Origin of the sequence: Sphingomonas sp. (assembly GCF_031380695.1) — a bacterium.
In the GTDB taxonomy this organism is placed as follows: domain Bacteria; phylum Pseudomonadota; class Alphaproteobacteria; order Sphingomonadales; family Sphingomonadaceae; genus Sphingomicrobium.
In genome coordinates, this window is sequence record NZ_JANMWY010000144.1 from 1 (window position 1) to 11,851 (window position 11,851).

The 11,851-nt window shown below is 65.5% G+C and carries 13 protein-coding genes; 6 read left to right on the top strand and 7 right to left on the bottom strand.

Annotated features, from left to right (window positions below; genetic code table 11):
• The 3 genes from RMN84_RS05350 to RMN84_RS05360 all read right to left on the bottom strand — a co-directional run.
• On the bottom strand, window positions 1-572 hold a 572-nt coding region (locus tag RMN84_RS05350; RefSeq protein ID WP_309611166.1), incomplete at its 3' end, for a glycosyltransferase.
• Window positions 573-704: 132 nt separating this feature from the next.
• Window positions 705-2,114, bottom strand: coding sequence for a terminase large subunit domain-containing protein (locus RMN84_RS05355; protein WP_309611167.1), 1,410 nt, complete (start codon window positions 2,112-2,114; stop codon window positions 705-707).
• Window positions 2,111-2,638 (bottom strand): hypothetical protein, encoded by a 528-nt coding sequence (locus RMN84_RS05360; protein WP_309611168.1) that lies wholly within the window; start codon window positions 2,636-2,638, stop codon window positions 2,111-2,113. Before RMN84_RS05360 ends, RMN84_RS05355 begins: the two co-directional genes overlap by 4 nt.
• Window positions 2,639-2,891: 253 nt before the next feature.
• Between RMN84_RS05360 and RMN84_RS05365 the strand changes: the two genes are divergently transcribed.
• Window positions 2,892-3,719 carry a hypothetical protein gene (locus tag RMN84_RS05365; protein WP_309611169.1) on the top strand — a complete coding sequence of 276 codons (828 nt, stop codon included), beginning with the start codon at window positions 2,892-2,894 and terminating at the stop codon, window positions 3,717-3,719.
• A gap of 86 nt (window positions 3,720-3,805) precedes the next feature.
• Here RMN84_RS05365 and RMN84_RS05370 read toward each other — a convergent pair whose 3' ends face one another.
• Window positions 3,806-4,075 carry a hypothetical protein gene (locus RMN84_RS05370; RefSeq protein ID WP_309611170.1) on the bottom strand — a complete coding sequence of 90 codons (270 nt, stop codon included), beginning with the start codon at window positions 4,073-4,075 and terminating at the stop codon, window positions 3,806-3,808.
• A 424-nt stretch (window positions 4,076-4,499) separates the two neighbouring features.
• On the opposite strand from RMN84_RS05370, the gene RMN84_RS05375 reads away from it, so the two are divergent.
• The 4 genes from RMN84_RS05375 to RMN84_RS05390 all read left to right on the top strand — a co-directional run bounded on the left by RMN84_RS05375 (window position 4,500) and on the right by RMN84_RS05390 (window position 7,577).
• Window positions 4,500-4,988, top strand: a complete 489-nt coding sequence (locus RMN84_RS05375) for a hypothetical protein (RefSeq protein ID WP_309611171.1) — start codon at window positions 4,500-4,502, stop codon at window positions 4,986-4,988.
• A gap of 345 nt (window positions 4,989-5,333) precedes the next feature.
• The gene (locus RMN84_RS05380) at window positions 5,334-5,660 is read left to right on the top strand and encodes a PspC domain-containing protein (RefSeq protein ID WP_309611172.1); all 327 of its coding nucleotides are present in this window, start codon (window positions 5,334-5,336) and stop codon (window positions 5,658-5,660) included.
• Window positions 5,661-6,053: 393 nt separating this feature from the next.
• Complete coding sequence (locus RMN84_RS05385) at window positions 6,054-6,707, top strand: DUF6975 family protein (RefSeq protein WP_309611173.1); 654 nt, start codon at window positions 6,054-6,056, stop codon at window positions 6,705-6,707.
• A gap of 27 nt (window positions 6,708-6,734) precedes the next feature.
• Entirely contained in the window at window positions 6,735-7,577 is an 843-nt protein-coding gene (locus tag RMN84_RS05390; RefSeq protein WP_309611174.1) for a MoxR family ATPase, read from the top strand.
• 39 nt (window positions 7,578-7,616) lie between these two features.
• Here the strand turns inward: RMN84_RS05390 and RMN84_RS05395 are convergent, their stop codons facing one another.
• The gene (locus RMN84_RS05395) at window positions 7,617-9,014 is read right to left on the bottom strand and encodes a methyl-accepting chemotaxis protein (protein ID WP_309611175.1); all 1,398 of its coding nucleotides are present in this window, start codon (window positions 9,012-9,014) and stop codon (window positions 7,617-7,619) included.
• A gap of 124 nt (window positions 9,015-9,138) precedes the next feature.
• Between RMN84_RS05395 and RMN84_RS05400 the strand changes: the two genes are divergently transcribed.
• Window positions 9,139-10,314, top strand: coding sequence for a VWA domain-containing protein (locus RMN84_RS05400; RefSeq protein WP_309611176.1), 1,176 nt, complete (start codon window positions 9,139-9,141; stop codon window positions 10,312-10,314).
• A 24-nt stretch (window positions 10,315-10,338) separates the two neighbouring features.
• Here RMN84_RS05400 and RMN84_RS05405 read toward each other — a convergent pair whose 3' ends face one another.
• Window positions 10,339-10,902 (bottom strand): energy transducer TonB, encoded by a 564-nt coding sequence (locus tag RMN84_RS05405; protein WP_309611177.1) that lies wholly within the window; start codon window positions 10,900-10,902, stop codon window positions 10,339-10,341.
• Window positions 10,903-11,017: 115 nt separating this feature from the next.
• On the bottom strand, window positions 11,018-11,851 hold an 834-nt coding region (locus RMN84_RS05410), incomplete at its 5' end, for a DUF1343 domain-containing protein (RefSeq protein WP_309611178.1).

Genomic DNA, 11,851 nt, shown 5'->3' on the forward strand with positions numbered 1-11,851 from the left:
ACCATCGGCTGGTCCGGCACGCCGTGCGCGATGACGGTGACATTGCTCTCCGCCACGCCATAGACCTTGCCCAGGATGCCGCGCCCGATGTCGGCCATGACGATGACATGCGCCGCCCGCGCCAGCAGCCGGTCGAGGACATGGCGCTCGTTGTCCGACGGCTGGTCCAGCACCGTGTGCAAGGTCACGACCAGCGGCAGCGTCGACCGCTCGATCAGGCTCAGCACATGCGCGCCCGCCTCGCCGCCGAAAATCCCGAATTCATGCTGCAGCCAGATCGCCTGCGCGCCGCTCGCCTCGATCAGCCCGGCCGCCTCGCGATAGGCGCGCGGATCGTCGGCGGCGATCGTTCGCACGTCGGCGGGATAGGCCACGCCGCTGTCGTCATCCATCGCATAATGGTCGACCGTCAGTCCCGGGAACCGCGTCCGCATCGCATCGACCGTATCCGACGTGAAGGTCGCCAGCCCGCAGCGTCGCGGCAGCGCATTGCCGACGATCGCCAGATGCGTCAGCACCGTCGGCATCACTGCCGCCGCTCCATCGAATTCGCTGCCATCGGCCAGAAACATCAACGCGCCCTCTCGTTACAAGGCCCCTTAGCACATCCAACGCTGCAATGCAGCATTAGTTGCTGCACTGCGGTATGAAGTCCAGTGCCAAGCCGGTGATTTATCAACGCACTTGGCCCGCGAAAGCTCCGGTCAAAACATCACCACGCGCGGCTCCGCCCGCGGCGCGACCAGCAATTCGCTCAGCGCCCACACCATCGCGTCGGCCCGGTCCGGGCTCGCCCCCGGCCCCTTGTACCCGCCGCCCGCCACCATCCCGCGCAGCTCTGCCTCCAGTGCGTCCATCCGGCCGTGCAGCCGCACCCTGCCCTGTTCGAACAGCATCGCCACCGGCTCGGCCCGCGCGCTCTTGCCGACGCTCGCCCGGACCAGCTTGATGCGCAGCGCCGGGTCGGCCGTGCGCAGCACCGTCTCGACCATCACCCCGCCCTGGTTGACCTCGGCCACTACCAGCGTCTCGGGGTTCAGGGTCGCCACCGCCGCCACCCGTGCCGCCCACGTCCCCGGCGACACCGCGCCGATACTATGGTCGCCCAGCACATGGCCGATCCCCTCCCAGTCGAGCGCGCACAGCACGATCCCGCACGTCCCGTCCCCCGCCGGCGGATCGACCCCGATGACGAAGCGCTGATAATCCGCCCACCGCTCGGCCACGCGCGGCGGTCCGCCGATCCGTTTCAGATAGGGCACCGGCGGCGGCGGCAGCGGCACTGCCGGCGCCAACCCGGTCAGCGCCCCGCCGGGCTGGATCCGGCACGCCTCGATCATCTCGACCGTCCACAATGCCCCCGCCGCATCGCGGATCAATTCACCGTGCAGTTCCACTCGCTCCTTGCGCGTCCCCGCGAACATCCCCGTGACCGCATCGACAAAGGCTGGCGGCAGGTGCGGATTGGCCCAGGTCGGCCCGCCGCTGACGACGCACTCCGCCGTGCCGATGATCCGCTCCAGCACCGTGCCCCCGCGCGGCGTCGACGTCACCAGGGCTTGCGGCCCCGGCCCCAGTCTCAGGCCCAGTTGCAGATTGTCCCAGCTCTCTTCACCATGAACCCATTTGGCGATCTCGTCGCACCAGGCGAAATGATGCTCCGGGCCGCGCAGCGAGTCCGGCGACGCGCCCGAAAACAGTACCGCCTCGCTTCCCCCGCGAAACTGCAGCAGCCGCCGCGCCGGCGACCATTGCTCGATCAGGTCGCCCGCCACCGTCAGCAGCCCGCTCTCGCCCTCGACCATCACCCGCCGCGCCTCGTCGACCGTCGCCCCGACCAGCGCGATCCGCAACCTCTCCCCGTTCGTCCCGAGCGCAGTCGAGCGATCCCGCACCATCCCCGCCAGCCACTCCGCCCCGGCGCGCGTCTTGCCGAACCCGCGCCCGGCCAGCATCACCCACGTCCGCCACTCGCCCGGCGGCGGCAATTGCCCGCCATGCGCCCAGATCGGCCAGTGCGCCTCCAGCGCGATCCCCTCCTCCAGCGTCAGCTGCGCGATCAGGGCCCCCACGCCGGCCCCGTCCAGCGCGTCGAGATCCGGACGCAGGATCACGACCCCGCCCCCTCCTCCCGCGCGCGCAGGTCGCGGATCACCCTGATCTTGCGCAGGATGCTCTCCCCGACTTCGTCGATCGAGCGCACCGGCGCCGCCCAGCCGCTGCGCTGGCCCACGCCGGTGACTGACGCGCGGTGCAGCTTCAGCAGCGCCAGCGCCGTTTCAGCCGACATTGGCCCGATCGGCCGGTCGGCATCATAATCGACCCCGGTCACCGCCTCGATCGCCGCCCGCACCATCTCGATTTCCAGCCGCGCATAGCCTTGCACCAGCGCCTCCTGCCACTTCACCGCGAACGCCGCATTGGTGCGCCGCTGGCGATAGACCGAACTATGGCTGACCCCGGCCTCCTCCGCCGCCCGGATAACGTGGCACGACGCCGCCAGCGCATCCAGGAACGCCTCCTCGCGCTCGTCGCACCACTGCACATAGGTCCGCATCCGCTGCACCCCGTGCCTGGTCCGCCGAATGACCGCCCCCGCCGCCGCAAGCGGCGCCCGCCGCCGATAAATCTTCCCCATAACCGCCCCCGATTGCCCGGAAGCGAGAGACCAAGCATACTCCTACAAGTCAAGAGATTTAACCTATTTGGAGTGTTTTATCACCTCCTTCCCCGGCCCCCCTTCTTGGGCGTGCGCAACAGGAAAGCCCGCAATCCAATATCTATAACGTCCGCTTTGGGTGGAAATCAGACATTAGCTTCAAGGTCATTCAACTTCGGTGCTAGTAGTGGTACGGATCTTCGGTGGGCGATAGGCAACAGGGGGCTTTGCCATGGCGACTCTAGCCGGGACGTTGGGATTCAAGGAGCAAAGTCCGGACCTGCTGTCCGGAACGCCGCGGGCGCACGCCATCGACCGATGGATCTTCGTGTTCATGGCGATGTGGTTCATCGCCATCGTGCTAGCCGGATTCATTCCCGACTCGTTGATGAAGATCGATGCGGTGCAAACTGGGCAACGTCCGCCGTTCCCGTGGGTGTTGCACATGCATGCAGTGCTGATGGGGTCGTTCCTGTTGCTGCTGCTGGCGCAGAGCTGGCTGATGGCGACGGGCAGGAACGCGCAGCACATGCGGCTCGGGATTGCCGGGATGGTGCTGGCGCCAGCGCTGGTCATAGTCGGCTTCGTCCTGGCGCCAACCATGTACCATATGCTGTGGGCCGGGGCGCAGGCTGCGCCGGCGTCCAAGCAAGCGGAGATGCAATTCGCGCTGGGGATCTGGGAGAACATCCTGCTGCTGCAGATTCGCATCGGCATCCTGTTTTCGCTGTTCCTGGCGATCGGCCTGACGGCGCGCGGCCACGACGCCGGGATGCACAAGCGGATGATGTACCTGGGAACGGTCATGGCCTTGCCGGCCGGGATCGACCGGATCCCATGGTTGTGGAGTTCCATGCCGGCGAGTCCGATGTCGGCGGATGTGTTCACGCTGTCGGCGATTGCGCCAATGTTCCTTTGGGATGTGCTGCGAAACCGGAGCGTGCATCCGGCCTATATCTTTTGGCTGACGGTGAACCTGCCGTTCGCGATTGCGGTGCATGGCTTGTGGGACACGCCCTGGTGGCATCATACAGCGCGCCAGATCATGGGGGTGGGGTAGTCCCTACCAACCACTGCTAATGTCCGCTTTGGGTGATGGGGTGGACGCCCGTCGGCGGCATTGATGTGCCAGAGTGGAGGTGTTGATCACCACTTGAGGGAGGCATCCTTATCGCACGCGCTGAAGCTCACGATAATAGCTGGATCGCCGACATTCGGCCGGTCGGCGTCATAATCGACCCCGGTCACCGCCTCGATCGCCGCCCGCACCATCTCGATTTCCAGCCGCGCATAGCCTTGCACCAGCGCCGCCTGCCACTTCACCGCGAACGCCGCATTGGTGCGCCGCCGGCGATAGACCGAACTATGGCTGACCCCCGCCTCCTCCGCCGCCCGGATAACGTGGCACGAAGCCACCGGCCGAACCTACCCCCGCCTCCAAACCATTACCCTCGCCGAACTCTTCCGGGGCAAGAAACCGGACATTCCATACGTCGATCAGGCGAGCGTCAAGCGCGCGAAGCGGGAGGACTTGAGTCGGCAGGATTCGATGCTGTAAGTCTTGACTTTCGGTAAAAGCCGGACTATCGATACGGTATGGCCTCAACGAGACTGCCAATCGGCAGGTCGGGCCTAGGGAGTACAACAATGACGGAACCGCTATTGGCTGTCTCGGCCAAGGAGGTTGCGAGCAAGTTCGGGTTCTACACTGATGAAGCCATGCTTCACCCGGTTGGAATTCAGCGTCACGGGGTCACTCGTGTCGTTATGCTCTCGCTCAACGAATATGAGCGTCTCCTGCGCCGCGATCGACAGGTTCTCCTTGTGAAGGACCTCGACGATGCCACCCTCGACGCCATCCGGACCGCCAGGCCGTCCGACCGATCCCGCCGCGCCGAACCAGCCGTGGCCGGTTCCGGAGCCGGCTGACGTCCTCCATTATGCTTACCTCTGGTCACGCGAGCACGACTCCGGCCATGAGGAAGCGACGAAGGACCGACCGGTCGTAGTGGTCATCGCGCGCATTGCCCAAGCCGATCTCACCGAATTGCTGGTCGCGCCGATCACCCACTCTCCGCCCCGGCCCGGTGAAGGAATCGAGCTGCCTCAACCGATCGAGCGTCGCCTCGGTCTTGACGATGCCCGCAGCTTGATCGTCACTACCGAGATGAATCGTTTCGTGTGGCCCGGCCCTGACATCCGGCCAGTACCTGGCGAAGAAGCCCCGCTATATGGAGTGATTCCGGCCGGACTGTACGAAGCGCTCAGGACCGAGATCGTTCGCAATGCGACGGCGAACAACATGCGGATGCCGAAGCGAAGCGAGTAGGGGAACGGCTGCTTTTTTCCCCGCAACCTCGCCCCCTACCCCAACATCCGCGCCTATCTGCAACGCATCGGCGAGCGCCCGGCGTTTCAGGCGGCGATGAAGAAAGCCGACCCCGACTTCCCGCCGCGGCCGACGTAGGGTTGGCGAGACGCGCCCCGTCGTGTCTGCGGGAGGGACAGGGAAACCCCCAACCCTCGGCGCTCCAGCCCAACTCTTTGCGTTCGTCCCAATACGGACTTCCCGTTAATCGCGCGGAAACCAAGGCATAATTACAGGCTGGCACGACCCTTGCTTATTCAACTGCATGACCGCGGGCCGGGCCCGCTTATGCACAGGAACCGACCGATGCCGACCGCCCTCCCCGCCTCCCCCGCCACTCCCGCCGCCCCCGCCAGGCGCCCGATCTTCGACCGGCCCGAAACCATCCTCGGCGTCTGCGAATCGCTCGGCGACGATTTCGGGATCAGCGGCAACTGGTTTCGCGCCGCCCTCTTCCCGCTGCTGCTGTGGCAGCCGCTGGCGACCGTCGCCGGCTATCTGACCCTGGCGCTGGTCGTCCTTGCCGCGCGCCTGATCTTCCCGGATGTGCGCGCCGACGCCGTGATCGCCACCGAGCCGGTCGAAGCCCTCGCTCCGTCCCCGGTCGCAGACGAACTCCGCCTGGCGGCTTAGCGACAGAACGGCAACGCACGAAGAATCCGTTCGTCCTGAGCGAAGGCCGCAGGCCGTAGTCGAAGGGCACGCCACGAGAAATCGCTCGCCGCCCTTCGACTTCCCTCAGGACGTTGACGAGCATCCCGCAATCCTGTCAGCCAACGCGCGAATGCCCCCAACCCGTCCCGCGCTGGCACGGATCGTAACCTTCATGACCGCTTCCTTACCCGCAGATAAACCTCGTCTTTACGCGAAGGGGTTAGGCATCGCCGCTATCCACTCGGCATGACGCCGGGTGGCGGGGAGAATGGCATGCAATCGAACGGGGCATCAGGGACGCAGGCCAGTGCCGCGCCAGCCCTTCCTCGCAGCGCCGACGCCCTTCCTCGCAGCGCAGACGCCCTTGGCGCCGTGCCCCTGGCCGATGCGCTGTTCGCTCGCGTCGGCGGCAACGGAAGCGTCAGCCATCCGCATTGTGCCGCGCTCGTCGCTGGCTCGGGCGTGCATGCGACCCGCGACCTGGCCGACGCGATCCATCTCCTGTGCCATCTTCACGGCCGCCACCCGGGGCTCATTGACCTCGCCCTTGGGTCCGGCGGCGGTGGCAACGGCAGCGTTTCGGGCGCGGCGCGCGAATGGCTGATCGATGCCTCCGACCATTATGAGCGCGAGCGGCTGTATCTCGTCCGCCTCACCGCCGCGATCGGTCCGATGCCCAGCACGCCCGGCTCGGCCGAGAGCGAGGCCGCGCTGCAGGCACAGCGCCATGCGATCGAGACGCTGGCCCTGTCCGAACGCAGCGGCTGCGCGCTCGGCGCGGCGGTCGGGCTGATCGTCGACTGGGGCGGGATCCGGCGGCTGCTCGACCGCGCCGCCGATCGCGCCGGGGTCGAACGGCCGCTCTGCTCGCTGCCCGACGACGCTGCCATCGCCTGCGCCGCCGACGCCGCCGGCGACAGCGTTGCGGCCCAGCGCGGGCTGCTATTCGGCGGCGAGCAATTATTGCTCCAGCACCGTGGCCTATTCGACCTGCTGGAGGCACGCGCCGGGGCGAGGGTGGACTAGCGCATTTGTCTCGCCTAACGGCGTCCAATGCGCTTCGAAGGGACCACCGACTACGTCGCCACCGATGACCTGAAGGTCGCGGTCAACGCCGCCGTGACGCTGCGCCGTCCGCTGCTCGTCAAGGGCGAGCCGGGCACCGGCAAGACCGTCCTCGCCCACGAAATCGCCGCCGCGCTCGGCGCGCCGCTGATCGAATGGCACATCAAGTCGACCACAAGAGCCCACCAGGGCCTCTACGAATATGACGCGGTGGCGCGGCTGCGGGATGGGCAGTTGGGCGACGAGCGGGTCCACGATATCCGCAACTACATCCGCCGCGGGAAGCTGTGGGAGGCGTTTACCGCGCCGGTTCTGCCGGTCCTGCTGATCGACGAGATCGACAAGGCCGACATTGAGTTTCCCAACGACCTGCTGCAGGAACTCGACCGCATGGAGTTCCATGTCTACGAGACTGGCGAGACGGTGAAGGCGGTCGAGCGTCCGGTCGTGGTGATAACCTCGAACAACGAAAAAGAGCTTCCCGACGCCTTCCTGCGCCGCTGCTTCTTCCACTACATAAAATTCCCCGACCGCGACACGATGATGCGTATCGTCGACGTCCATTTTCCCGGCATCCAGAAGATATTGGTCAGCCGCGCGCTCGACCTGTTCTACGAGGTTCGTGAGGTGCCCGGGATCAAGAAGAAGCCGTCGACCAGCGAGCTGCTCGATTGGCTCAAACTGCTGCTGCACGAGGATATGCCGCTCGAGGTGCTGCAGAACCGCGACCCGACCAAGGCCATCCCCCCGCTTCACGGCGCGCTGCTGAAGAATGAGCAGGACGTAATGCTGTTCGAGCGCCTTGCCTTCATGGCGCGGCGTAACGGCTGATGACCATGCTCGCCGGTCCCCCTAACCGGCTGCGCTTGATCATTCGTCCCGGTACGCCAGCTCGAAGTTCCCCCACCGTCGATCATTGAACCACAGCGGCACGAAGACATTCTTCACCGGCACATAAATGTCGCCCAGCTCCATACGGTAGGTCATCAGCATCGCCGGCCGCTCGCTCTCGATTGCCAGACGGGTCTGCTCGTCCATGAATATCCGCCGGTTGCGGCAATGGGCGTCGTTCCACACCGGGTCGATCCCCGGTTTCAGGCTGCGTTCCGACAAATGCGTCGGCAGATAGCCGTTCACGTCGGTGATCGCCGACCCGATCACGCGCGGCTCGCGCGCCTTGAAGCGGTCGAGGATCGGCTGGACATGAGCGTCGGCAAAGTCCGCAAAACCATTGTCATATTGGACTGGGTTGGTCCCCGCGACGGGTACATAACGGCGGTCGAACACCGATTCCTCATCAATGCTGCCGTCGCGCAGGCCCCGCTCGACGACCTCGGTAATCGCCCGCATGGCGTCCTGCGCCAGGCAGATCATCGGCGTATCGTCGATCTCGGCGCCCGAATTGGCAAGCGTGTCGAGCATCGTGTTCGACATCATCTCGAGGTGCGCCAGCCGCTGCTGTGCCTTGATCAGTTCACCGCTATTGTCGCGCGCATCGCCGGCGAAGCTGGTCAGCCCGGCCTTGACCCGGTCAACGCTGGTCTGAATCAAGCTTGTCGACTGGGCGATTCCCTCGGTCTGACGGTCGACCATGCCGACGATTTCGCTCACTTCTCGAACCGTGTTGCTGATCTTGCCGAACCCGCCTTGGGCGGCGCGGCTGCGTTCGACCCCGGTCTTGATTTCGGACGTCACCGCCCCAGCCTCGCGAGTCAGCTCGCCGATCGTCAAGGCGATTTGGCTGGTTGCGGCGCGCGTGTCGTGGGCCAGCTTTTTTACCTCGGCTGCGACCACCGCAAAGCTGCGCCCGGCATCCCCCGCCCGCGCCGCCTCGATCGTCGCATTGAGCGCTAGCATGTTGGTTTTGCGCGCGATTGTCTCGATCGTCGCCGACACCGACTGCACCTGGCTCATCGCCATCGCGAAACCGGCCATCCGCTCGCCCAGTTGCACGACCAGCTCGGTCAGCCCCTTGAACACGTCGATCGTGTCGTCGATCGCCTCGCGCCCCGCCTCCAGCTTCAACTTGGCCTGCTCCGACAGCAGCCGCGCCTCGTCGGTCGAATCGCTCACGCGCGCTTGGTCGGCCAGCAGCCGGTCGGTAATATCCTCCAGCGCGTCAAGCGTCTTGGTATGTCCGGTGATCCGCTGCGCGACGCCTTCGACATAACCGGCGACATCGCTGCACTCGATCGACAGCAAGCCGCAATCCCGCGCCACTGCACGGATCGCATGTTCGGTAACTTCCTCGACGCCTGCGGTGGCCATGTGACGCTCATTCCCTAATGTTCGGATGCGGCTGTAAGGCAAAAACCCCTACGCTTTCGTTAACCATGGCCCGCGCATGTCTTCCCGGCTTTCGCCCGGACGGCGCAGGCGCTAGGTACTGCCCATGTTCATCAACTTCGTCGACGCCCTCCGCCGCGGTGGGATTCCCGCCAGCCTGAAGGAGCATCTGCTCCTGCTCGAGGCGCTCGACGCCGATGTCATCGCGTGGGAACCCGAGCAATTCTACTATCTCGCCCGCGCCGTCTTCGTTCACGACGAAACCATGCTCGACCGTTTCGACCGCGTATTCGGCGAAGTGTTCAAGGGTGTCATAGCCCCCGCCGAGCCCGGCGCCGACATCCCCGAGGAATGGCTCAAGAAGGTCGCGGAACTGTACCTCACCCCAGAGCAGATGGCCGAGATCAAGGCACTTGGCTCGTGGGAAGAGATCATGGAAGCGCTCAAGCAGCGCCTCGCCGAGCAGAAGGGACGCCACCAGGGCGGCAGCAAATGGATCGGCACCGGCGGCACCTCGCCGTTCGGCCACGGCGGCTTCAACCCCGAAGGCGTGCGCATCGGCGGTCCAGGCGGAAAGGGCCGCGCGATCAAGGTGTGGGAGAAGCGCGAGTTTCAGGACCTCGATGGCACACGGGAGCTCGGAACGCGTAACATCAAGGTCGCGCTGCGCCGCCTGCGCCGATTTGCCCGGGAGGGCGCCGCCGACGAACTCGACCTCGACGGCACGATCGAGGGCACCGCCCGCCAGGGCTGGCTCGACATCCGCATGCGACCCGAGCGGCACAATGCGGTCAAATTATTGCTCTTCCTCGACATCGGCGGGTCGATGGATGGCCACGTCAAGCTGTGTGAGGAGCTGTTCTCGGCAGCGCGCACCGAATTCAAGCATCTCGAACACTATTACTTCCACAACTGCATCTACGAGGGCGTGTGGAAGGATAACCGACGCCGCCACGTCGAGCGCACGCCAACGATGGATATCATCCATAAATATGGCCACGACCATAAGCTGGTCATCGTTGGCGACGCGGCCATGAGCCCCTACGAGATCAGCCACCCCGGCGGCTCGATCGAGCACATGAATGATGAAGCCGGAGCGGTATGGCTCAAACGCCTTACCACCACCTACCCCGCTGCGGCATGGTTCAACCCGACGCCCGAGTCCTATTGGGGGCACAGCGCCTCGACCAACCTGGTCAAAACGCTGATGGACGACCGCATGTATGCGCTGACGCTGCAGGGCCTCGACGACGCGATGCGCGAACTCAGCCGGAAGCGTTAATCGCGTCAGGCCGAATGGCTGCGTCTAATTCCCAGTCTTGGTGTTGCGCGAAATCTCTTCCCAATCGTGCTTTACTTCATCCGCGCCGCGTTTCCATTCCGCCGCCGTCATGCAGATCCGCTCATAGTCGGCGATCGTCCCCGTGCGGACGGTGCGGTGGCAGACCAATTTGTCGGGTGCCTTGTTGGCGGCGACCGCAATCGGCGCGACCAGCGGGGCGCGGGGCGGGTAGCCATGCAGCTGCCAGTTGATAACGCCCTGATGAGTCCCGGCGACGCGCGTCCCCGCCGCATTGACGTCAGGCGCAAACTCCGCGTGCGCCAGCAGCACCGGGCACGTCTCCTCGTCGAGTGCGGCAAAGCCGCTGCTGTGAGTCACCTGGCACGAGGTCGGGTGGCCGTCGCGGTCGAGCGAGACGGTGAAGGCGACCAGCCCCTCCTCACCCTTTGCCCGGGCATGCGGCGGATAATAGGCCATTAGCGTGTCCATATTGGTGACGGCGCGCGCGGCCTTCTGGTCTGGCGTCTCGGCCTGCAGCGCGCTCGACAGCAGCGTCAGTGCGGCCACTCCGACAATCAATCCCTTCATCACTCACGCTCCCTCGCAACGAACGTCCGAAGCTAACACGGATCAACCAGAGAGCAAAGGAGTGCGGCGCGGCGGCTGGACCGGTCCGCCGCGTCACGAACCTACGCGCGATTGATCAATAAAGCAGGATGCGCTTGCTGGCTTCGACCCACGCCGCCTCGTCCGGCCCCGACAGTGCCTCCAAATCTCCGGCCTCGCTGTTGGAATCGTCGACCCATAAGCGCAGTGCCGGGCCGCCATTGATGACGTCGATCGGCAGCTTCCCGAAGGCATATTCATAGGGGAAGTCGCGCCATAGGGGATAGCCGGGCTGGAGCCGGCGGATTGCCTTGAACGCCAGCGCCTGGAGCCGCCAGGGCCGGAACGCCTCATGCCCGTAGAAACCGCCCTCGGCGTGGATGTGGACGCCGTGGCATAGCTGGCCAACATGCTTATGGAAGGTCGGTTCGAACCAGACTTCGCGCAAGGAACAGCCGCCAAGCCATTGCGGGGCAAGGCTTTGCATTTCGGCGATGACGGCGCGAGCGTCGATGTCGGGCGCGCCGAACAGTTCGAGCGGGCGGGTCGTGCCCCGCCCCTCGCTCAGCGTCGCGCCCTCCAGCATCACCGTTCCGGCATAGCAGCGCGCCATGTTGAGATTGGCCGCGTTGGGGCTGGGGTTGATCCAGATGCGGTCGTCGGGCCAGCCGAAGCCGGGGCCTTCGTCGGGCCGCCAGCCGTCCATCGCGATTACCCGATAATCGACGTCGAGCTTGAAGTAATCGATGAACCAGTGGCCCAGCTCGCCCAGCGTGAGCCCGTGCCGCATCGGGATGGGGCCGGCGCCGACGAAGCTCGCCCATCCGGGCAGCAGCGTCATCCCTTCGACCGGGCGTCCCGCCGGATTGGGCCGGTCGAGCACCCACACCGCCTTGCCCTGCGCGGCCGCTGCCTCGAGCATGTAGAGCAG

Coding starts and splice junctions, on each gene's coding strand:
- RMN84_RS05395 (WP_309611175.1), bottom strand. CDS start 9,014: ATGGCCACCGCAGGCGTCGAGGAAGTTACCGAACATGCGATCCGTGCA.
- RMN84_RS05400 (WP_309611176.1), top strand. CDS start 9,139: ATGTTCATCAACTTCGTCGACGCCCTCCGCCGCGGTGGGATTCCCGCC.
- RMN84_RS05390 (WP_309611174.1), top strand. CDS start 6,735: ATGCGCTTCGAAGGGACCACCGACTACGTCGCCACCGATGACCTGAAG.
- RMN84_RS05380 (WP_309611172.1), top strand. CDS start 5,334: ATGCCGACCGCCCTCCCCGCCTCCCCCGCCACTCCCGCCGCCCCCGCC.
- RMN84_RS05405 (WP_309611177.1), bottom strand. CDS start 10,902: ATGAAGGGATTGATTGTCGGAGTGGCCGCACTGACGCTGCTGTCGAGC.
- RMN84_RS05365 (WP_309611169.1), top strand. CDS start 2,892: ATGGCGACTCTAGCCGGGACGTTGGGATTCAAGGAGCAAAGTCCGGAC.
- RMN84_RS05375 (WP_309611171.1), top strand. CDS start 4,500: ATGCCACCCTCGACGCCATCCGGACCGCCAGGCCGTCCGACCGATCCC.
- RMN84_RS05360 (WP_309611168.1), bottom strand. CDS start 2,638: ATGGGGAAGATTTATCGGCGGCGGGCGCCGCTTGCGGCGGCGGGGGCG.